15 protein-coding genes are annotated in these 23,749 nt (G+C 43.8%); 8 read left to right on the top strand and 7 right to left on the bottom strand.

The genetic code is table 11. The features are described from left to right. Window positions 1-84: 84 nt before the first annotated feature. Window positions 85-903, bottom strand: coding sequence for an enoyl-ACP reductase FabI (locus BM090_RS07040; RefSeq protein WP_091509886.1), 819 nt, complete (start codon window positions 901-903; stop codon window positions 85-87). Between the two features lie 390 nt (window positions 904-1,293). Between BM090_RS07040 and BM090_RS07035 the strand changes: the two genes are divergently transcribed. From BM090_RS07035 to BM090_RS07020, 4 genes are all read left to right on the top strand, one after another. Beyond that, window positions 1,294-3,384 (top strand): OmpA family protein, encoded by a 2,091-nt coding sequence (locus tag BM090_RS07035; RefSeq protein WP_245756692.1) that lies wholly within the window; start codon window positions 1,294-1,296, stop codon window positions 3,382-3,384. A gap of 89 nt (window positions 3,385-3,473) precedes the next feature. Beyond that, window positions 3,474-4,697: a hypothetical protein gene (locus BM090_RS07030; RefSeq protein ID WP_143083905.1), complete on the top strand. Its 1,224-nt coding sequence runs from the start codon at window positions 3,474-3,476 to the stop codon at window positions 4,695-4,697. A gap of 24 nt (window positions 4,698-4,721) precedes the next feature. Continuing rightward, window positions 4,722-6,731 (top strand): TonB-dependent receptor, encoded by a 2,010-nt coding sequence (locus BM090_RS07025; protein ID WP_091509879.1) that lies wholly within the window; start codon window positions 4,722-4,724, stop codon window positions 6,729-6,731. Window positions 6,732-6,880: 149 nt separating this feature from the next. Continuing rightward, a complete protein-coding gene (locus BM090_RS07020) occupies window positions 6,881-8,452 on the top strand; it encodes a LysM peptidoglycan-binding domain-containing protein (protein ID WP_091509876.1) in 1,572 nt (523 codons plus the stop codon). Between the two features lie 7 nt (window positions 8,453-8,459). On the opposite strand, the gene BM090_RS07015 is transcribed toward BM090_RS07020, so the two are convergent. After that, window positions 8,460-9,434: a polyprenyl synthetase family protein gene (locus BM090_RS07015; protein ID WP_091509874.1), complete on the bottom strand. Its 975-nt coding sequence runs from the start codon at window positions 9,432-9,434 to the stop codon at window positions 8,460-8,462. Between the two features lie 196 nt (window positions 9,435-9,630). Next, a complete protein-coding gene (locus BM090_RS07010; protein ID WP_091509870.1) occupies window positions 9,631-9,924 on the bottom strand; it encodes a toxin-antitoxin system YwqK family antitoxin in 294 nt (97 codons plus the stop codon). Window positions 9,925-10,260: 336 nt separating this feature from the next. On the opposite strand from BM090_RS07010, the gene BM090_RS07005 reads away from it, so the two are divergent. From BM090_RS07005 to BM090_RS06990, 4 genes are all read left to right on the top strand, one after another. Beyond that, window positions 10,261-10,458 (top strand): hypothetical protein, encoded by a 198-nt coding sequence (locus tag BM090_RS07005; protein WP_091509867.1) that lies wholly within the window; start codon window positions 10,261-10,263, stop codon window positions 10,456-10,458. Window positions 10,459-10,733: 275 nt separating this feature from the next. Continuing rightward, complete coding sequence (locus BM090_RS07000) at window positions 10,734-11,921, top strand: homoserine dehydrogenase (protein ID WP_091509864.1); 1,188 nt, start codon at window positions 10,734-10,736, stop codon at window positions 11,919-11,921. Window positions 11,922-12,027: 106 nt separating this feature from the next. Beyond that, entirely contained in the window at window positions 12,028-12,912 is an 885-nt protein-coding gene (locus tag BM090_RS06995; protein ID WP_317040731.1) for a YicC/YloC family endoribonuclease, read from the top strand. A gap of 89 nt (window positions 12,913-13,001) precedes the next feature. After that, window positions 13,002-13,826 carry an SDR family oxidoreductase gene (locus BM090_RS06990; protein WP_091509857.1) on the top strand — a complete coding sequence of 275 codons (825 nt, stop codon included), beginning with the start codon at window positions 13,002-13,004 and terminating at the stop codon, window positions 13,824-13,826. A gap of 222 nt (window positions 13,827-14,048) precedes the next feature. Here the strand turns inward: BM090_RS06990 and BM090_RS06985 are convergent, their stop codons facing one another. From BM090_RS06985 to hpt, 4 genes are all read right to left on the bottom strand, one after another. Continuing rightward, on the bottom strand, window positions 14,049-14,291 hold the full coding sequence (locus BM090_RS06985; RefSeq protein WP_091509854.1) for a type B 50S ribosomal protein L31: 243 nt from the start codon (window positions 14,289-14,291) through the stop codon (window positions 14,049-14,051). A 224-nt stretch (window positions 14,292-14,515) separates the two neighbouring features. Next, on the bottom strand, window positions 14,516-22,030 hold the full coding sequence (locus tag BM090_RS06980; RefSeq protein ID WP_091509851.1) for a T9SS type B sorting domain-containing protein: 7,515 nt from the start codon (window positions 22,028-22,030) through the stop codon (window positions 14,516-14,518). 383 nt (window positions 22,031-22,413) lie between these two features. Further along, window positions 22,414-22,992: an adenylate kinase gene (locus BM090_RS06975; RefSeq protein ID WP_091509848.1), complete on the bottom strand. Its 579-nt coding sequence runs from the start codon at window positions 22,990-22,992 to the stop codon at window positions 22,414-22,416. Window positions 22,993-23,022: 30 nt separating this feature from the next. After that, window positions 23,023-23,568: a hypoxanthine phosphoribosyltransferase gene (hpt, locus tag BM090_RS06970; protein WP_317040730.1), complete on the bottom strand. Its 546-nt coding sequence runs from the start codon at window positions 23,566-23,568 to the stop codon at window positions 23,023-23,025. Between the last annotated feature and the right edge of the window lie 181 nt (window positions 23,569-23,749).

Below are 23,749 nucleotides of genomic sequence, written 5' to 3'. Positions count from 1 at the left end.
CTATTAGCTGTTTTGGATTAAAGAAAATAAAGCCCCATTTCCAGCAAGCGGAAACAGGGCTTTTTACAAAAATATTAGCGGCTATTATTTTTTGTTAGCCATCATTTCCATCAACTCTTCCGAAATACCCATGTACGAGAACCCGCCGTCGTGGAAAAGGTTTTGCATCGTTACTTTACGAGTAAGGTCAGAGAAAAGCGTAATCGTGTAGTCGGCGCATTCGTCTGCCGATGCGTTGCCCAATGGCGACAATTGGTCAGCGAAGTTATAGAAAGCGTCAAAACCGTCTATGCCTTGACCTGCAGTGGTCATAGTTGGCGATTGAGAAATTGTGTTTACACGTACTTTTTTCAATTTGCCGAAACGGTGGCCGTAGCTGCGTGCGATAGATTCGAGCGTTGCTTTAGCTTGCGCCATGTCCGTATAGTGAGGGAACACGCGTTGCGCAGCAATGTAGCTAAGCCCAACGATAGAGCCGTACTCATTCATTGCATCTTGTTTTTCAGCTACTTGCATCATTTTGTGGAATGAAAGAGCCGAAATATCCAACGTTTTCAAGAACCAATCGTAGTTCAAATCGCCGTAGGATTTTTCATTACGAATGTTTGGGCTCATGCCGATAGAATGAAGCATAAAGTCCAATTTACCACCCAAAACCTCTACGGATTTGTTGATAAGGTTAGTCAAATCTTCGATAGAAGTGGCATCAGCAGGGATAATTTCTGCATTACAAAGGTCTGCCAATTCTTTTATTTTACCCATGCGCAACGCGATGGGAGCATTAGTCAAGACGATAGAAGCACCTTCTTCTTTAGCACGCAAAGCGACTTTCCATGCGATAGAGTTTTCGTCGAGCGCACCGAAAATGATGCCGCGTTTGCCTTGCAATAAGTTGTGAGCCATACAAATGAGGTTTTTTTGTTGTTGATTAATTTTTAATCGTTAAACTTCTTTGATAGAGGCAAATGTATTAGTTTTTTTCCAAACGCGCCAAACTTGCCCCAATCTATTCGGTGTGCAAGCCCTGACATGGAGAGATACAGTAAGACGCATATATTTGCATTTTTCCGCTAGCAGGCATTTGCCGTGTGTTATTTTTATCTGCAAACACTCAAATCAATACCTACTACAAATGCGTTAGAAGCTGATACAAGCCGTTAGTACATTTTTAATCTACGCTTAAAGCAATTCCTTATCATTTTGCCAAACTATTTTTATACATTTGAGACAAATTTCTTACCTGACTACCTTATTAAAATTATACTCATAAGATAACCTTATCTGTACTTGTACATGACATCAAAACACTTTTTATATAGCTGGTTACTGTACTTAATGGTGCTACTCGCACCCAATGCACAGGCGCAATATGTGATGTTTCATCAGAAATTAGACACCATTAGCGCAGGCTATTACAACTACACTTCGTATGTTAATTATTCATTTAATTTCAAGAATATCAATAAGATAGGATACTATCGCAGCGAAAGCGGCCTCAATAGTATTGCCAAATACGAGAAGAAAACCGACTTTAAGAAACTGCTCGGCGTGATGGAAGAATACGTGAGCAATTTCGGGATTCAGAATTTTTATAGAGACACCCAAATGCTTTGGCGACTTGCCCAACTCTATGAGCAAGATAATCAGATAGATAAATCAAAAAGTTTGATTCGTTTGATTTTGCGCCACCATCGCGGCAACGTCGATAAAATTTATCAATACTATAACGCCCTGACTGAAAACGACCGCGATTATTACGTGCCTGTGGCCTTTTATTACGACATGGTAGAAGCCCGAAAAAGTATTGACACCTTGCGACCACCGCCAGGCGTTTTTACAAATATGGGCGCAGAAATTAACTCCGACCGCGAGGATTATGGTCCTACTTTGAGCAACTATGGCGACACGATTATTTTTACGTCTAAGCGCAATGTGGCCAAAACACAGTTCGACCGCGCCGTAAACGAAGATTTGTTTATTTCTCGCAAACTTGATGGCTATTGGGATTATTCCGAGCCGCTCAAAGAAGTGAATACCATTTACAACGAAGGTTCGGCCTTTTTGAGCCGCGACAAGAAAAAGCTCTATTTCAGCCGTTGTTACGCGCCGCAAGGCTTCGGCAACTGCGATATTTATGAAGCAACTTGGAGCGACAGCGCACAGACTTGGAACAACGTCCGCAATTTGGGCGCAAACATCAACGGCATGGCGTGGGATTCGCAACCGTGCTTGTCGGCTTCGGGTGATACGCTGTTTTTTGCTTCTGACCGCTTGGGCGGCTTCGGGCTATCCGACATTTATTTTTCGACCAAACAACGTAACGGCGAATGGTCTCCAGCCCAAAACGCAGGCCCTGTGATTAACACGCGCCTCAACGAAGTGAGTCCGTTTTACCACAACCAATACAAAGTATTGTATTTTAGCTCACAAGGCCAATTGCTCAATTTTGGCGGTTTTGATATTTACAAATCCTACTTTAGAGGTGGTGTGTGGCTCGAACCAAAAAACATTGGTCCTTTGGTGAATGGTGTAGGCAATGAATATTATTTTACGATTGATGCGCAATCCAAAGATTTGTACTACGCCCGTTCAGAAAAAGATGTACGCCGCAAAACCGCCGCAGGAAGTTTAGCGGATTTTCTGGACTCGTTGGGCAATCCTGCCTCCAGCACCAAAGTAATTCAAATCAATTCTGATTCGGCCTCTTCGCGCCCCAAAAAGCAAGAAGTTGAAAACTTAGATGTATATTCGTTTCCGTTGCCAATGGACGCGAAGCCAAATGCCATTACGCACTTTAGGGGTTCGCTTACCGACTCGGCAGGTACGCCGTTCAAAGGCGTGGTTTCCATTATTGACCTTGACCACGGCATTGAGATTTCTCCCAAAAAACTACGACCTGATGGTACTTTTGATTTTGATTTGATAAAAAATAATAATTATTTGCTTGTTATTCAGGGCGATGAGTTTTTCAGGATTCAGCAACATTTCTTTCTGAGAAACGATACAACCTTTAACGCAACCACCGAATCCATTCGCAGCCGTAAAATCCGATTTACGACCTTAGAGTTTAAGGAAGGAAGTTGGGAAATTTTGCCAACCATGCACGCCGACTTGGACAACGTGTATAACTTCTTGATAGACAACCCACGTTTCAAAGTTCGGATTGCAGGCCACACCGACGCGACAGGCGACAGAGATTTTAACCTTTCGCTTTCACAGTCCAGAGCTGAAGCCATCAAAAACTACCTGATTGCCGACGGGCACATAGACCCCGCACGCGTCAAGGCAACGGGTTACGGAAGTACCAGGCCGATTGTACCAGAAGAAAAAAATGAAGCCGACCGCCGTACCAATCGCCGTGTGGAATTTGAAATTTCAAGATAAAGCATTTACACCCAAAAAATTACACAGATTTATAACTAATTTTCACCGAAATACCCTTTACTTATATAAGCATTTTTATGTTTAAAAAATTGATACTAAACAAAAACCGTTGGTGGTTTGCTTGCTTGCTTGGCCTCATGGTGGCGGCCTGTAACTCAAAGCCAAGTCAAGAAAATACAAATAAACCCACGCAATCCGCCGATACAAACACACACGCGGTTATCAATGATACTGTAACAGAACCTACACCCGCCGCCGAAAACATAGATTCTACGGCGCATTGGACAGCCAGTATTTTGGCGGGATTACCTATCTCGGAAAGTAGCGCATTGGCCAGTTTCCAGACAGCAGCTTGGAACAAATACCGCACGCAAGCCGACTCGAATTGGGCAAAATACAACCGTCGCCAAACCACGAAAATGACCAAATGGGCAGATATCGAATTGGCGAATGTGCGCAGCCAAACGCACAAGGTTTTTTATCCGTTCAGTGGCCCAGACTTCCTGAATGTCAATACATTTTTTCCTGAAGTGGATACAATCGTCATGATTGGGCTTGAGCCACTGGGCGCGTTACCTGCGTTAGCTGCCATGTCGCCTGACAGTGCCAACAAGCTCTATCCGCGTGTAGAAAAGTCGCTGTATTCGGTGCTAAGTTTTAGTTTTTTCCAAACAATCAGCATGGCCAAAGACCTCAAAACGCAAGAGTTGAACGGGACTTTGCCGCTCATTACCTTGTTTATGGCGCGCCGCAACCAAACCGTTGTACAGACGCGTTATGTGCATATTTCGCCAGAAGGCGAGCTACAAGAGGCCAGCGACTCGGCCAATGGTGGCGTGAGAGGAACAGAAATTATTTACCAAAATCCGAATACACAAAAGAAGCAAGTGCTTTACTATTATTCGGTAAACTTGGTTGATTTTAAATTAAAGCAAAACAAAACCTTTTTGGCTTACCTCGACCGTTTGGGAACGGTTACCACTTACCTGAAATCAGCGTCTTATTTGTTGCATAAAGGTTATTTCAGTACGGTGGCCAATGTTATCCTTAACCACAGCCAATTTGTGTTGCAAGACGATTCGGGTATGCCGTTGCGCCATTTCCCTGCCAGCGAATGGGATGGAATGTTTTATGGCACTTACGACAAACCGATTGATATGTTTGCACGCCATTACCAACCCGACTTATACAAGGCTTATCACCCTGCTGCCGATTCTACGGGACAAACGCCTCATGTGCGCAAATTGCCTTTCGGAATTGGGTACGATTGGCGCGTAAATGCCTCAAACTTAATGCTTTTCACTAAAAAATAATTTCATTTTTTAGACGTTCTAAAGATGCTATTACTCTTGGCTGCGAAGCGGAGTAGTAGCATCTTTTTTTATAAAAATGGTATATTGCCCCAACAAATTAACCACAGAGAAGCATTGCGTATCTTTATTGTATTGATTGGCTTGTTGATATGTTTGCCTACGGCATTGCACGCGCAAATGCCCGCAGATTCTACATTGACCATCAATAGCAACACCAATCGTCTGGGTATCAATACTTTTGACTGGCATACAAATATTTTGGGGCGGCTCAAACTGCTACCTCATCAGCAGCACATCAATTATATTTTACAAAACGATTGGCTTTACAATCAGGCTTTGCCGTCGCACCGATTCGTAACCCGCGATTTTAGCTTGCACGCCTCGCACGCATGGCAGCCACTCGGCAACCTGTGGCACATACGCGAACGTCTCCAATTCGAGGATTTTGCGGCCAACCAGACGCGCATTGCGCAGGTAGAAGCCACGCTCCACCGCATTTTTTATTTATCCGAAAATCAAAAAATACAGCCACTGATTGGCGTGGGCATGAGTTCGGACAAACGCTTTAGCCTTACAGATAACGGGCTAATATACAGGGCACAAATAAGTTATGAAGAAATAAGCAAAGATTCTTCCGCTCAAATGTTTGTGTCGGCACTTTGGCGGCAAGCCGACATCAGGCCGCGCCAAAATCAACACCTAAGCGCGACGGGAGGTTTGAGCAAACAGTTTAGTGAATTTGCGGGGGTGGAACTGCTGGCTGGCTACAAAAAAGGCAAGGTGGAAGATTATTTGCAACCATTTATCCAAAGCATCCAAAGCGATACGATTATGGGACAAATGCGCCTGCATTATATTTTTTCGCCCAAATTGGTTTTCAAATCCGACAACAGCATCGAAATGCCTAATCGGGGTTTTTATTACAGAAGTTTTGGCGGAGATACCGCTTCGGGCAGTCGCAACAACAACAACTACGAACAAACCATGCTTATTACTACCCAAGAACTGAATTGGAGTAGTGCCAAGCTGGATATTTCCTCGCGTCTGGACATACGCCAACGCCGACGCGACTATATGCGCCAAGCTGATGCCACCAAAGACATTAGCGAAACGACAACGACTTGGTATCATAACATTCGGTACACACCTTCGGCGAAGCATACTTTTGGTTTTAGCAGCATTGCGCAACTCCTGCGTGTGGACACGCCCAGCGACCAAAACAACCAAGACCGCGACGAAGAAATGTACAACGCCGAATTGGCTTACAACACGCGTTGGACGCGTGCGTTTAGGAGCACACTCAAACTTTCGGGTGCGTACAGGCACATGATTTTTATTGATGCCACCCAAAGCATCGAAAACTACAAGGAACGAACCTTGCGCCTTGAGCCTTCGTTTCAGTGGCGAAAAAATAAATTTTCGTGGAATGGCCAATACAGCATTTGGGTAACGTATAACGTGCGCGATTTTGAGTCAGAACAAAGCAAAAACCGCTCTAACCGTATTTTCCTGACCAGCCACCAACTCACTTACGATTTTAATCCAAAATACAGCGTGCTGACTGACATATTACGCCGCGAAAACCGCCTGAGCGTTTTGGATTGGAAAAAATTTGCAGAAAGCCCACTGGACACGGTGGTTACTTATGACGTTTCGGCCAGATTTCAGCGTAAATTCCTGAACATCAAAAGAAAGCAAGAAGGCCGTATCCAAATCGGTTACCGACTTTTCAGGCAAGTGCGCAGCACGACGGCAGGCCTGAGCCAAGCGGGTTCGGGCAGTGTATTGATTGGCTTGCGCAATATTATCGTACAGCATGGGCCGCGCCTACTCTGTGCTTGGCAGCGTGGCCGCCGTTGGGAAATAGAAGCCGATATTTGGTTACAAAAATCCGTTAGCCGCAACCGCTACGAAGCCACCACGCGCAGCTACATTGGCAGTGCTTCCAGTCCCGAAACGTTGGCCATTGTTACGCGCAGCTTTTTCCCGTATTTTAATATTCGGTTGTTGTACAATCCCTTTCAAAAAGTATAGCTATTTCATTTTGAAAAATATAAAATAAAATAGGCTGGATTATGACAAAATGAAACTATAACGTACATTTTGTTGGCAGCAATACTAAAAATTTGCTACTTTACGTTCCTAAACAGGTGTTACTATCATTTTCAACAATTTTTAGAGCTATGGTAAAATTTCGTTTGGCAGCTATTTTTTTGCTGTGGATGTGTATTGTTAGCGCAACGCAAGCCCGTGTAATTGGTATCAAAGATTCGGTTGGCGTTACGAAAATCAACGAGAAACTACACGTGCGTTATATGGTTTCGCCTGGTGAAACGATTTACCGCATTTCTACCAAATTTCAGGTAGCCGTAACAGAGCTTTTGGAAGTAAATCCAGAGTTGGAAAACGGTTTGAAAACGGGGCAAATCATCAATATTCCGTATTATCCCGAAAAATTGGCAGCGTATCGCAACAAATATGCAGCCTCTAAACCTGCGGCCACTACGCCAGCACCTGCACCCGAAAAGCCCAAACCCGCGCCAGCACCTACGCCAACTCCTGCCCCAGCAGAAAAAGCAGTAGCGGCCACAGAAAAGCCCATAACACAACCCGCCGCGACAACTCCAGCCGTTGCGCCAAGCAGCAGCACGCCCCAAACCGATGCCAACGGCAATCTGGTACACACGGTGCAAGCAGGCGAGACGATTTATAGTTTATCCAAGAAATACGGCATTGCTCCCGACGACATCAAGCGTTGGAACAACTGGGATTTGAAAGTAGGCCAACAGCTTATTGTACAGAAAAAAGAAACGACACAAGCTACCACGCCAACGCCTGCACCTGTAAGCACACCAACACCCGAACCCGCCAAAAAAGAACCTGTAAAAACAGAAATAACACTTGATAACGAGCCATTTGTAGAACCAAGTCCAAAGCCAACACCACAAGAAACGCAGGTAAAAAAAGAAGCTGCCGAAGATTTAGATTTTGCTTTCACGGGGCAATACGACAAAACGCCAGACCCAAGTTATCCGAACGACGGAACGAAGCGTGTACTTATTATTCCTTTCGACCCATATTTGTACTTTTCGGATGCGGACGAAGAAATCGCGGCGCGTTCCAAAATACCACGCCCGAAAGTACGCCAGTATTTCCGCCGCCGCTTGGACGCTTTGCTCGACCCCAAAGGCTACGAAACCATTCACTTACTCGGCGGCACGACCAAAGATACTTTGTTGGATTTGAACCGTATTTACAACTCGCTTTCGTACAGTTACCAAGACTTACTTTATAATCCAGAATCTGCGGCCAAACGCACCAGTACCCGCAACGGCATGGAAATCAATGCGCCCGAAAAAACTTGGGTTCAGAAACAAAAAGAAAAGTTTTTGAGCAATGCCCAAACCAACACCAATGCGAGCATTGCTAAAGACGAGAGCAAATATTTTGGGGTAAAAATCAAAGACCCTGAGTTTTTTAACTTCTTCAACAACAAATACGGGACGCGTTATTACGTGTTTATCAATCAGTTTGAAGTAAAAACCGACTACGAGCATTGTCTTGACCGCGCCCGACAAGATTACGAGCGTAATTTTATCGTGCATTTCTCGATTTTCAATAGCAACGGCAAACAGATTGCAGGCAATCGCGTGAAGATTTATTATAACTCCAACTCCAATTCTATTCTGCAAATCGTGGGCGACAATATGCAAAAAATGGCAGACGCGATACTTTCAGAATTGCCAGCACGCTAAAAACGTGCTACTTAGTGCGTTCTATCGTAAAGCGGACTAACTGCTGCATAGATTGTTTGTAAATGGAGTCTGGGAACGAAGTCAAAATGTCGTTGGCTTCTTGCTCAAAACGATTCATTACTTGGGTGGCATATTCTAAGCCGCCCTTTTTCTTTACAAATTCAATGACTTCGGCCACTTTGCGCGGTTTGTCGCTATCGTTTTTGATGATGTTAATAACATTGCGTTTTTCCAGCCACGACGACTGGCTAAGGGCGTAAATCAGTGGCAAGGTCATTTTCTTTTCTTTAATGTCGATGCCCAACGGCTTGCCGATTTCGTCTGTTCCGTAGTCGAACAAATCGTCTTTGATTTGGAAAGCCATGCCCACTTTTTCGCCAAAGAATCGCATTTTTTCCACAATATCCGCCCCAACTCCTGCCGAAGCTGCACCCGTAGCACAACAAGAGGCTATCAGGGAAGCGGTTTTTTGTCGGATAATATCAAAGTAAACGGCTTCGGTAATATCCAGACGACGCGCCTTTTCTATTTGCAACAACTCGCCTTCGCTCATTTCGCGCACGGCATTGGATACGAGTTTAAGTAATTCAAAATCACCGTTTTCTACCGAAAGAAGCAGTCCGCGCGAAAGCAAATAATCACCCACCAATACGGCAATTTTATTTTTCCAAAGGGCATTGACCGAAAAAAATCCGCGTCGGTAATTGGAGTCGTCCACCACGTCGTCGTGTACAAGTGTGGCCGTGTGCAGCAACTCGATGAGTGCCGCGCCGCGATAAGTACTTTCGGTGATTTGGCCGCTAATGTGCGCCGACAAAAACACAAACATAGGTCGCAATTGCTTGCCTTTTCGCTTTACGATATAGCCCATGATGGTGTCCAAAAGTTTGACATTGCTTTTCATGGAAGCCCTAAATTTTTTCTCAAAGGCTTTAATTTCGTCGGCGATAGGAGCTTGTATTTCGTCTATGTTCAATTTCATGTTGGTCGGGCAAATGGCGACAAGTAATGTAAAAGGGCAAATTGCGCCCGAAAGCTACAATATTTTTGTGTTTTGCTTTGCATCACCCACCAAAAAGTAAAAAGGTTTGTTGTAGCAACAAACCTTAATGCACAAATTACCAATGTGTTATATTTTTATAAAAGTCAAAGATAGAGCCTTTACTTTCTGTGGTTCGTTAATAAACGTTTTCCATCAAGACTGCACCATTATCGTCGTAGAAAACCCATTTACCTTTTTCGTGGCCTTTATCATAAGCCCCAACCGCCGCTAATTTGCCATTGCTATGATAGAGTTTCCATTCTCCTTGCTTCTGGTCTGCGGCGTAAGGCCCTTCGGCTTGCAATTTTCCATCATCATAATAGCATTTCCAAACGCCTTCGCGTTTGCCGTCTTTGGTTTCTCCTTTACAATGATTGTCTTGTGTGGGCGATAAAACCGACAGAAATAGAAAGAGAAATAGTTTTATCATGGCTTACAAATAGATAATTAGTGTCTGATACTTGGCCTTTAGTTGTAAAGGCTACCAAAGATATTAAAAAGCGATTAAGATTTAACAAGCACTTGACAAATATTAGTGTAAGAAATCCGCACTTTGAGTGTTATTTTTATTCAAAAAAACAGAATAAAAACATGAATTTAGTATAAAACCATGCTTAGTTTATATTTAACAATCTGAAATACAAGACATTGCTCCAAAATTATATAGTATTGTGCTGTAAGAGAAATTAGTGTTTGAAAATTATAATCATTATCTTTGTCTTAGATTTTAGATTTATAAGCACAAAAACGTCCGTCAATTTTGCCCATGAAAAACATAGAATTAAATCTGCTGCAAGCTCTTAGTGTTACGGGTATTGTGGTGAGTTCGGTGGCGCAATTGGGATTGCAAGTGCTAGACAAACATGTAGAAAAGTTTTGGGCTTTGTACCCAACGTGGGTCGCTGTCTTTATTTTCGGAACAATTTTGCGTTATCTCCGCAACGACAGCGAAGAAGCACATTAAGCTCCTAATTTCATAATAACCTATTATATTTTCTTTGACCGAAAAAAGGTCATTTCTCTGTTTTAAGCATTTTTTTAACACCTCACAGAACACGCAAGCTATATTTGGCAAAATATCAGCTTAGCAAATTGTTTTATTCAAAATAATTAGTTCTGCATTATTTTTTTTAATAAAATAGCAACAAAAACAGAAGTTTATTTGAAAATACAATAATTGTTGTCTGCTTCAATTTATGTGAAGACAAGACACTTTCATTTTTAGGTTATTTATATAGAATGCGAAATCAAATCAAAATTGGCCTTTTCGGTTATGGTTGTGTCGGACAAGGTCTGCACCACGTACTCAACGAAACACGCGGCATGAAAGCCGACATTGTTAAAATTGCCATCAAAAGCAAAAACAAAACGCGCAGTTTGCCCGACTCTTATTTCACGTTTGACCACGAGGAAATACTCACGCACCCCGACGTGAACCTAATTGTAGAACTCATAGACGACGCGCAAGCCGCCTACGAACTGACGACCAAAGCCCTCAAAAGTGGTAAAAACGTAGTTACGGCCAATAAAAAAATGCTCGCAACGCACCTACAAGAACTTGTTGCGCTACAACGCGAATACGGCACTGCTCTACTCTACGAAGGTTCGGTTTGTGGTAGTATCCCGATTATCCGCAACTTAGAAGAATACTATGATAACGAATTGTTGCACTCGGTGAGCGGGATTTTCAACGGTTCGTCTAACTATATTTTATCAAAAATATTTAACGAAAACCAATCGTACAGCGATGCTTTGAGCAAAGCCCAAGAATTAGGTTTTGCAGAAACTGACCCGACTTTGGACGTGGGCGGCTTCGACCCATTGTACAAACTTTGTATCCTGACGGCGCACGCCTACGGCGTTTTCATCGACCCCGAAACGGCTTTTAACTACGGAATCCAAACGCTTTCGGATTTTGATGTGCAGTTTGCACGCGAAAAAGATTTGCGTATCAAATTGATTTGCCGAACGTACAAACTTAACAATCAAGAACTTACACTTTACGTAATGCCACAATTTGTGCGCCGTAGTTCGCCATTTTTCACGGTGGACAACGAGTACAACGCCGTGCAAGTGGAAGCGGCTTTTGCCGACAAACAATTCTTTCAGGGCAAAGGCGCAGGCGGCAATCCAACGGGTGCGGCGGTGCTTTCGGACATTTCGGCCAACAGCTACGGCTACCAATACGAATACCGCAAAATCGGCCAAGAAAGCAACCTCACGTATTCGACTAATGCTTCTATCGAAGTATATGTGCGCTATACGGACGAGGCCGACCTTGAATTATTGCAATTCGAGGACGTGAAAGAACGCTATTACGGACGCGACGTAAATTATGTGATTGGTACGGTAACACTCAGCACTTTACTCAAAAATAAAGAAGCTTTGCGCCGCGCCAATTTGTTTATGGTGGCCACGCCGCAATAAGCATTTTTAGCTTTTTTACTAAAAGATTTACATTACCTTTGTTTTTAGAGCTTCGGTCGGAGCATCGAGAAAACAAAGGTAATTTTTTTGGATTATGATAAAATCAATGACAGGCTATGGAGTGGCAACACTCGAAACGGATACAGTAAGTGTTACGGCAGAAGTTAAATCCCTCAATTCTAAGAACTTAGAAATCTTCGTGCGCATGCCTCGCGCCTTTTCGGAAAAAGAAATCGAAATCCGAAACATGGTAGGCAATGTGCTGGAACGCGGGAAAATAAATGTTTCGATTGACGTAACTCAAAAAGGTGCTGTAACGCCGCGCGTAGCTGTCAATCTGCCCATCGTGCAAGCCTATTTTGCAGACTTGAACAATGCGACGCAACATCTTTTTTCCGAAAAAAATAACTACGATATAGAGCTTTTCCGCATGGCTATGCAAATGCCTGAAGCCTCCACCCAACTACACGAAGGCGATTTGGTAACGCGTAACGCCAACGACTGGGCAACCATTCAGGCTGCTTTGCAACAAGCCTCACAAGCCTGCGACCAGTTCCGCGCCGATGAAGGCGCAACGCTTCGCGGCAAACTGACCGAGTATTTGCAACGGATCGGCGATTTGCTTTCGGAGGTAGAAACATTTGACCCTCAACGTATTGCAGCCACACGCCAACGCCTTCACGACCGCATACAAGAGCTTGCCGCCACCGTGACCATCGACAACAACCGCTTTGAGCAAGAACTAATTTATTATATCGAAAAATTGGATATTGCAGAAGAAAAAGTGCGTTTGCGCAGCCACTTGGCCTATGCGTTGGAGGCACTAAACATAGAAGGCAGCGGCAAAAAATTAGGTTTTATTGCCCAAGAAATTGGCCGCGAAATCAATACGATTGGCTCTAAAGTGAACGATGCGCAAATTCAACGCCTCGTGGTGCAGATGAAAGAAGAGCTTGAAAAAATAAAAGAGCAAAGCCTTAATATTGTCTAAGTATTAAATTCAAAAATACCAATCTGCACTGGTTTTCTCTGTTTTTTTGATAGATATTTGCCCACAAAATTTATAATTTGTTATTTTTTATGAAAGAATTGATTTCTGTAAAGGATAAAGTAATTTTAGTAACAGGTGCTTTCGGGCTGATTGGCAAAGAAATTAGCACGGCTTTTTTGGACGGTGAAGCCAAAGTAGTATTGGCCGACATCAACGCCAACGCCGCCGAAACCATTGCCCAAGAATTTGGTGCAAAATACTCGGCTGACAGTTTCTTGGTACAGGTATTGGACATCACCAGCGAAGAAAGTGCAGCCGCTTGCATGGAAGCCATTGTAGCCAAATTCGGACGTTTGGACGTGTTGGTAAACAACGCGGCCATTGATGCCAAATTCGACAAGCAAGGTACAAGTGCAGTAAACGCCAGCCGCTTTGAAAATTACCCAATGGAACTTTTGCGCAAGTCCGTAGAAGTAAACCTAACGGGGACAGTACTTATGACGCAGCACGCCTGCCGCCAAATGCTCAAACAAGGCTCTGGCAACATTATTAACGTGGCTTCGACGTATTCGATGGTTGCTCCTAATCAGCAACTTTACGACTTCGGCGACGGTGCGGAAATCAAATACAAACCGATTGATTACATCGCTTCCAAATCGTTTATTCCGAATTATACGCGCTATTTGGCTACGTTTTATGCCAAAGATAATATCCGTTGCAACGCCATCGTGCCGCACGGAATTTTCAACGACCACGAAGAGAAATTTTTGAAAAACTTTGCGCGTATGTCGCCGCTTGGCCGTATGTGCAACCGCGAAGAACTCAACGGACCGTTTGTGTTTTTGGCTTCTGATGCTTCCAGCTACATGACAGGCTCAGTGTTGAGCGTGGACGGCGGCTGGACGGCGTGGTAATCTGAATTATATTTGCTACAAAGATGCCTAAAGGCCTGATTTTACTTTAAAACAAATCCGTTAGGATTAAAATCTTTGTAGCAATAACCAAATATTCGGAGTCGGCACAAACACCGTAGGTGTGAAATCTTTACGATAATTGCTACATAAAGACAATAAAAAAAGCGAGCCATTTCAGTAGAACGGTTCGCTTTTTTTATGCTGTAAAACGCTTCAAAAAGATTATTTTTTGTAACGTTTGTTGAATTTGTCGATACGACCAGCAGTAGCAATAAATGCTTTTTTGCCTGTGTAGAAAGGGTGTGAAGCAGAAGAAACCTCTACTTTGATTACAGGATATGTATTTCCATCTTCCCATACGATAGTTTCGCTTGAAGTCATCGTAGAGCGAGTAAGAAATTTGAATTCGCTTGACTGGTCTTGGAAAACCACGTCTCTGTACACAGGGTGAATATCTTTTTTCATGACGCTATGTTTAAAATTAGTTTTATGCTCTTTTTAAAGGAGCGCAAAAATAGTGGTTTATTCTTGATTATCAAATTAAAATCCACAAAAAATTATTTATCCTCACAAAAGAAAAAAGAATAGTAAGTGTTTGGAGGATAGTTAGTTGCAAAAACATTTTTCGGAAAGCAAAAAGGCCACCTCCGAAGAGGCAGCCTTTCTTTAAAACAATAGCCTTTGGCAGACTAACGCAAAATTTCTAACCAACCGCGTGCTTTGACTCCTTTTTGGTCGCTGCTCACCTCGTAGAAATAAACGCCTACTGGCAAATCTTCGCCATCCCATGAGTTATCATAGCCTTTCGTTTTATAGACTTCTTTGCCCCAACGGTTAAAGATTTTCACGTCGCTGTCTGGGTACAAATCAATGTTACCAATCACCCATTTATCATTTTTGCCGTCGTTGTTTGGCGTAATGACGTTGGCAATCACGAGTTTGTTTTCAAACGAAATACAAACGCTGTTCGACCAACTAAACGCGCCGTCTGGCGAAATGGCTTTGATTCTATAACATTGCGTAAAGGCATCCGATGCGTTTTTGCGTTCCCAAGCGAGGCCTCCGTCGTCTTTTTGGTCGTACAAATCGAAGGTAGTTGCCGTTTCGCCTGCTTTACGATAAATCTCATAACGCAACACGCCATTTGGCCAACCAACATACTGATTCCAAGCTAATTGGCTGAGGCGTTCTGTTTCCAAAGCCCACGCCTTCAACACAATGTTATTTTGCACAGCACTTGCAAGCTCGGCACCGCAACGATTTTCGCCTACCACACGATATTCGTAAATCGTCGTGTCTGGTTCGGCTGGGAAATCGGTGTAAGAAGTAGCCGTGTACGGAAGTTCTGCCAAATTAGTCCAACTGCCGTTGCCTGATTTTTTGCGGCGTTGTACGGTAATTTTGCCGTCTTGTGGATAAGTCTGTGGATTATTCACCGCAAACAAAAGTTCAATTGCCGTAGCGTCGGTTTCTGAGCCGCTCACCTGTGTAAGTATAACGCTTGATTTGTCGGCATACAATGGCACATTCAGAGGCGCGGTAAGCGTACAGCCCGCCGCCGAAATTTCGACTACCGACAGCGCGTAATTACTTGCGGACTCAGACCAGTTGATTACAGCCGTGCTGCTCGTCGTGTCCGTACCAGCAAAACTTCCGCCTGTGATTGTCCATTGATATTTAGAACCTGCCAAACCTGATACGGCGTACACTCTGCCGCCCAATGTAGTTGGGCAAATAAGTGTGTCGTAAGTGAGCAATTGTGTGTTTGGCAAAGGATTTACGGTAATGGTCGTATCAATGAGTTTGCCTACGCAACCAGCCGCCGAAATTTCTTGCACCGAAAGCACATAAGTACCTGCTGCAAGCCAATTTACACGTACAGAATCGTTGTTGGTGCTGCCGTCAAAAGTTGCGCCAGCAGATGGCGTGATTGTCCAAACAAAAGAAGATCCATTATTTGCACCAGCCAAATTATAAGCACTCGACAAAGTTTGTTCGCACAAGAACGAGCTACCATTTACAAGCAAAGTACTGTCTGGGCTTGGTTGTAACAATACATACAATGTATCCGAAACGCCTTCGCAAACCGTCGTTGAGGTAGTGATATTTTCACGAACCCAAACTTTACCGATACCCAAACCTTGCCAGTTTACAGTAATTTGGTTGTTGCCCAACTGCGATGGGAAAGACACTTGCGAACCGTCGGGGTGTTGCACGCCAAACGTATAAAGCGAAGCGGCATTGGCAAACGCACCTGTTTGGTAAGTTTGGTTGGCAGCATCAAACGAACAAAGTGTGTCCGCACCTGCTGGCGTTACAGGGTGAAGTTGTGGGTTAATGGAAATCGTAATAGAGTCCAGACCACCCGCACAACCGTATTGGTTGGTCGCGCGTACATACACTTTAGCGGCCGGATTTGCACCGCCCCAAGTTACTTGTATGGCTGTGCCTGTGTTTGCGCCATTGATTGAACCACCTACCACAGTCCAGAGATATGTGTCGGTTGGGTCAGTTGGAACGATTTTATAAACCGCATCGGAGTTCGGACAAACCCAAGTAGTTGCATACAAAATAGTTTGTGGCAATGGGCGAGGATTTACCGTTACCAATACCGTGTCCGTCGAAACGCAACCCGTAGGCTGTGCCTGCACCAACAAATACAATGTATCTACACGAACTTGTTGGGTCAGGTTGGCGGCGGTATAAGTTGGCATGGCCACGTTAGCAGCCGAAAGCGTACCTTGTCCGTTCGTAGTCCAAGTGTAAGTAACATTGGCAAGAGCCGCCACGCCAACGGTTGTATTGTCGTCTGAACAAATGGCTTTGTCTGTTCCTGCATTGGCAATTGGTAACGGATTCACGCGAATAGTCAAAGTATCGTTATCCACACAACCCGTAACATTGTTAGTTACCGTCAGCACATAATCGTGTGTTTGTATGGCTTGCGTTGGGTTGGTTAAAGTAAGTGTCGGATTGGCCAAAGTGCTATCACTCAAACCAACTTTTGGAGACCATGCGTAACTGAAACCAGCCACAGCCGCCGCACCAAGCGTAATGGTTTGACCAGAACAAAGCGAATCATTCGCACCCAAATTCACCAAAGGCAACGGATTCACGCGGACAGTCAAAGTATCTTTGCTTTCGCAACCTGTTACATTATTGGTAACCGTCAAAACGTAGTCATGTGTTTGCGCCGTTTGGGCTGGGTTGGTTAAAGTAAGTGTCGGGTTAGCAGCCGTTGCATTGCTCAAACCAGTAGCAGGAGACCACGCGTAGCTATAACCTGTCACGGCAGCCGCGCCAAGCGTAATAGTTTGTTCAGAACAAAGTGAGTCGTTTACGCCCAAATTCACGATTGGTAACGGATTCACACGAACGGTCAAAGTATCTTTGCTTTCGCAACCCGTTACGTTATTGGTTACCGTCAAAATGTAATCGTGCGTTTCTACGGTTTGTGTTGCGTTGGTTAAAGTAAGCGTCGGATTGGCAGCCGTTGCATTACTCAAACCAGTAGCAGGAGACCACGCGTAGCTATAACCTGTTACGGCAGCCGCACCCAATACAATATTTCCACCCGAACAAAGCGAGTCGTTTACGCCTACATTTACGATTGGCAACGGATTCACGCGAACAGTCAAAGTGTCTTTGCTTTCGCAACCCGTTACGTTATTAATTACCGTCAGCACGTAATCATGTGTTTGTACGGCTTGCGTCGGGTTGGTTAAAGTAAGCGTCGGGTTGGCCAGAGTGCTATCATTCAAACCAACTTTTGGAGACCATGCGTAAATAAAACCAGCCTCCGCAGCCGCACCAAGCGTAATGGTTTGACCAGAACAAAGTGAGTCATTTGTACCCAAATTCACGATTGGCAACGGATTCACTCGAACCGAAATGGTGTCTTTATTCGAGCAACCCGTTTTAATATTCGTTACTGTCAGCACATAATCGTGTACTTGGTCAGTTTGGGTGTTGTTGCTCAACGTAAGTGTTGGATTGGCAATATTGGCATTGCTCAAACCAGTACTTGGAGACCATGCGTAACTAAAACCCTGTACTGGCGGCGCACCTAATTCGAATGTATCACTACCACAAAATGCGTCATTTGTTCCAACCACAACTATTGGCAATGGTTTTACAACCACATTTACCGTATCTGTTTTTTGGCAGCTAAAACCATCTGTTACAGTGAGTACATACGTTTTGATAAGGCTATCCGTACCCGCGTAAGCCATGTTAAAAATTGGGTTGGCCAATGTGCTATCATTCAAACCAACTTTTGGAGACCACGCGTAAGTAAGGCCAGCCACAGGCGCAGCACCCAAAGACGTGTTTTGTACCGAACAAACCACTTTGTCCGCACCAGCCACCGCCACAGGCAATGGTTTTACTTGATGCGTAATCGAAACAGGGACACTCACGCAATTCGTCGTATTGTTAGTAACTACCAGCGTGTAAGTTACCGCACCTACCACACTTGGCGTAAATACTGGATTGGCTTTGGTGCTATCGTCTAAGCCTGCTTTCGGAGACCACGCGTAAGTAAGACTGGCATCAGGTGTGCCGCCCAAAACCGCAGTGCTATTGATACACACATTTTGAGGATTACCCACTAAGGCAACAGGGCGAGGATTTACCGTTACAACTACCGTATCTCTGCTTACGCAGTTGGTGGCCATGTTGGTAATTTGCAAAATATATTGCTGTGTAATAGCTGAAGTACCTGTATTAGTCAGTGTTACCATCGGGTTGGAAAGTGCCGAACCGCTCAAGCCTGTGCTTGGCGTCCAAGCGTACCCAAAGCCCGCACCTTGTGAGTTTGCACCTATTTGGGTAGTTCCTCCCGAACAAATCGTTTTATCTGCTCCCGCAATAGCCGTAGGCAATAGATTTACAGTTACTAAAACCGTATCCGCTGCATTGCTTACACATTGTGTAGTGTTATCTTTTACAATCAATGTATAAGTTTTCACGCCTACCGCCGAGCCTGTAAATACAGGATTGGCTTTGGTGCTATCGTCCAAGCCTGCTTTTGGAGACCACGCGTAAGTGAAATTCGGATTGGCTGCGCCGCCCAAAACCACCGTAGAACCAACGCAAACGGCTTTGTCTGTGCCTGCCGCCGCCACTGGCAACGGATTTACTTTTACCAAAACAGTATCTTTGCTTATACAATTAGTAGTCGTGTTGGTTACTTGCAAAATATATTGTTGGGTAATGGCAGAAGTGCTTGTATTGGTTAATGTTACGGTTGGGTTAGAAACCGTCGCGCTGCTCAAACCTGTACTTGGTGTCCATGCGTAACTAAAGCCCGTCTGGGACGCTGCTCCTATTTGTACAGAACCATTAGAACAAATTGTCTTGTCTGCTCCAGCCACGGCCACTGGCAACGGATTTACGGTTACAACTACCGTATCTCTTCCCACGCAACCCGTAGCGGTATTGGTGGTTTGTAAAATATACTGTTGCGTAATCGAAGAAGTGCCTGTATTGCTTAAAGTTACGACTGGGTTAGAAACCGTTGCACTGCTCAAACCTATACTTGGCGACCATGCGTAACTAAAGCCTGTTTGAGAAACTGCTCCAATTTGTGTAGTAATACCCGAACAAATCGTTTTATCAACTCCCGCCACGGCATTAGTGGCAGCATTTACCGTTATAGTTACAGTGGCCGTATTGCTTACACATTGCGTTGTATTGTCTGTTACCGTTAAAGTATAAGTTTTCACACCAACTGCCGTGCCTGTAAATACTGGATTGGCTTTAGTACTATCATCCAAGCCCGCTTTCGGAGACCACGCGTAAGTATAACTTGGATTGGCTATTCCGCCCAAAACGGCAGTAGCACCCAAACAAACCGATTGATTAGAACCAACCAACGCGACAGGGCGAGGATTGACGGTTACCAATACTGTATCAAATCCAGCGCAAGTACCCGTGCTGCCCGTCGTTACTTTCAAGATATATTGTTGAGTAATCGGAGAAGTACCTGTATTGGTCAATGTAGCAGTTGGGTTAGAAACCGTTGTGCTGCTCAAACCAGTGCTTGGCGACCACAAATAAGTAAAACCAGTTTGCGAAGCCGCTCCAATTTGTACAGAACCCGTTACACAAAAAGATTTATCCGTACCAGCCACCGCAACAGGCGCAGGCGCAACGGTAACCGAAATAGAGTCGCGGCTCGTACAACCTGTGGCCGTATGTGTAGCCGTAACATAATATTTAATTACTTGGCTGCTTGTACCTGTGTTTACAATCTTAATTTTAGGATTGGACTTAGTCGTATTATTTACGCCTGTAATCGGCAACCACGCGTAGGTGTAGCCACTTACAGCTGTTACGCCCACCGACAACGAATCTCCGCTACAAATAGATGCTGTGGCAGGACCTGCATCGGCTACTTTCGGAACAATATTAACCGTTACTGTATCTGTCTTCCAACAATTAATCGTACTACCCGTTCCGACTGTAACAATGTAACGTGTGGTAACGGTTGGGCTGGCTGTCGGAGTGGCCGATGTTGTGGAACTCAAACCTGTACTTGGCGACCATCTGTAGCCCGTTGTGCTGCCCGTTGCCGATAAACCTACGGATTGACCTGCACAAATCGAAATACTTTTGGCGTTTACTGACGGGATTTTGGCCACTAGGGTTTGAAACGCTCTGGCATATACTTTCGTACTGACCGAGTCTTGACACCCACTTGATGACTTTTGAACTAAAGTAAGAAAACCATTAGTATTAGAGCCATTCCATTGTACTTTGATGGTATCATTGTGAATATTGCTTAATAATGTTCCGCCTGTTATTTTCCACGTAAACTGGTTATCTGGCGAAGTGGTTTGAACATAATAAGTACCTATCGAGGAAGTTGAACAAACCGTGTCAGGACCAAAAATTCGGGGTGGTGCATCAAAAGGAAGCACGTTAATGGTATAAATCGCACTACTGGTTTTGGGGGGGCAATTTCGGTCCGAAACGGTAGCATTAATCGCAAAGCTTCCCGTCTGGCCGCAATTGGGTTGCCAAGAAAAAGTAGAAGAAACATCTCCTATTCCTTTTACATTCGTAAAGGTAGCCAACGGCCCAGTATAACCATTTGTTCCATTTAAAATACTGGATTTGGCCGACAAGTATAAACTATCTGTGGCTGTATCCGTAGCCCTGATTACAAAGTTAACCGCCTGACCCTCATAAATATTATAAGTATAAGTAGGCGTAGTATTGGTTATGGATCTGAATACGGGAGCGGCATTTACGGGGCAACCTGCCACACCCGCCGTTTTGGCAATAAACTGCAACTCCCTTCGCGTTCGGGTGAGTAGCGTATCCGTACCGTCCGAAAGCGTTCGGTATTCTTTGATTTCCAACGTTACTACATACCGTCCAGCATTGGGAACATAATATTTTGTAAAACCAGTGGCAGGGTCTATAAAAGCATAGCTGTTCGGGCCAAATGGTCGCGTAAGTGTATATCCAGCATTAAAGTTAATACTATTATATGAAGGACAAGCAGGGGGTGCGCCTTGCCCAAATGGCGACGGTTGTCCAGAAAGAGCACCATTGTATGGGTTGACAAACGAGTAAATAAGGCGGTCGCCATCTGGGTCAATGGCATTATTAGAAAAAGTAGTGGTATCGCCTGTAAGAATAAAAGGAATACCCGATTCTACAAATTCGGGGGAGCTGTTGGGGAAAATGGCAGACGGAATATAAGCCAAAAATGTAGAACCCTCATTGCCAGCGTTCTGTAAGTTGTCTATTGAACTATTGCGGCAGCAACGTTGCCAATATATATAGTACCCTGCCATATTGAAGGCCAAGTCCACAGTCGCCGTCATCTTATTCACCGAAATTGCCACGCTACCCAAACAAGCATCTGCATTACAGTTGGGAGGCATTTCGGGAAGTACGTCCACAGGGTTGGGGGTCATGGTCAGGGTTTTGTACAAGTTACAACTGTTCGCCGCATAAACCCCAACGAAAATATTGCCTGTTTCTGGATTACCATTAGGGAACTGACTATTTCGATCCACATAAACCGTCAGGTCTATTTTATACCGAAATGGAGTGGCCGACGAGCCAAGTTGTCCCAAATACTTATAGGTTATTTCACCGCCCACGATGTGCGATGCCATTGCCTGACTATAAGCCAGTAAGCACACGAACAGGAGCATGAAAAATTTAGTTAGTGAAAGTTTTTTCATGAAATTTGTTTTGAATAAAAGTATGAGAAGGTTAGTTAAACGTTAGAAAAGTAGAATGGTATGTTAGGTGTAAAATATCTCTGATTGTAATAAAAGTGATTTTTGGAAAATAGAAATAATCCAAGCACAATTATACGGTATATTACACAATTTTCAATATTTTATTAGCTCAAAATGAGTCTCACTAGTCAAATATTGGCTTAGCGGTAAAATACTTAATATTGTTTAGGGTTAATGAAAATAAAATCTTGACTTTAACGATACGCTTGTATCCAAATTGCATTTATATCTATAAAATACAAAAGCAGCCATTATTATTGCTTTCAGAAAACAAAATAACAATGGCTACTTTTCTATAAAATATCTTTTAAATATTCCTGAATCTAAGCAGAATGTTTTTCAATAGCTTGGCAAATTTTGCTAAAAATCTCTTCGATCTCGCCGATGCCATACACAGATGAGAACTTGCTTTGAGATTTGTAATAGTCCGCTACGGGAGCAGTTTTAGTATTGTATTCTTGTACGCGTTTGGCGATAAGAGCCTCGTCTTGGTCGTCGGGGCGGCCAGACGTTTTACCGCGAAGCAAAAGACGAGTAACTAACTCATTTTCTTCTACTTCCAAAGCCACCATACAATTTACGGGCGTGCCTTTGCCGTTCAAAAGTACGTCGAGGGCTTGCGCTTGCGGTACGGTACGCGGAAAACCATCAAAAATAAAACCTTTGGCATCAGGATTTTCAGACGTTTTCTTGTCAATCATGCCGATTACAACCTCATCAGGCACGAGCAAACCCGCATCCATCAAAGATTTTGCTTTCAAACCCAACTCTGAGCCTGCCGCAATTTCCGAACGAAGCAAGTCGCCAGTAGAAAGGTGTGTAAGTTCGTATTTTTCTATAAGTTTCTGGCTTTGAGTGCCTTTTCCTGCGCCAGGAGGACCAAACAATACTATATTTAACATAGTTTTTAGGGGATAAATAAATGGTAAATCTTAGCTATTTTCGGATTCGTGAAGCTGATAAACACTGCGCAAATTGCGGCCATAACCATCGTAATCAAGGCCATAACCTACCACAAATTTGTTCGCGATTTCTTTCCCAACATATTTGAGACTCAACTCACGGCGCAACGCATCGGGCTTCAGAAACATTGTGGCAATTTCAACAGAGGCAGGATGAAAAACCCTGATATTTCTCAGTATCTCTGTCATTGTGATGCCCGTATCGACAATATCTTCCACCACTACGATGTGGCGATCTTTCAAATCCTTTTCTAAACCCAAAATTTCCTCTACTTGGCCTTTGGTTTCCATGGCTTCATAGGAGGCTACTTTCACGAAAGTAACTTCGCAGTCCACCGAAATATTTTTCAGCAAATCTGCCGCAAACATAAAAGAGCCATTGAGCACAGGAATAAACAAAGGACGTTTTCCTTCGTAATCTTGGCTAATTCTTGCACCTAACTCAGCCACACGGCTTGCAATTTCCTGTTCGTCAATAAAAAGTTTAAATGATTTATCTTTTACGGTAACCATCATATATAAATTAGGATAAGGATTTTGCAAAACCAAAAGCAACCAACCCATGCAGGTCGGTTGCCTATTGAGCCTTAAAGGTACTAAAAAACCAAAAAGCCCAAAATTTTAGCCTCATTTTTAGAATCAAAATAAATAACAATACAACTTTTCCTCACACCCTAATTGAACCGAAAATGTTTTT

Source organism: Flexibacter flexilis DSM 6793, assembly GCF_900112255.1.
Taxonomy (GTDB): Bacteria; Bacteroidota; Bacteroidia; order Cytophagales; family Flexibacteraceae; genus Flexibacter; species Flexibacter flexilis.
Note: the sequence above shows the minus strand (reverse complement) of the source record. Positions and strands in the feature narration are given on the sequence as shown.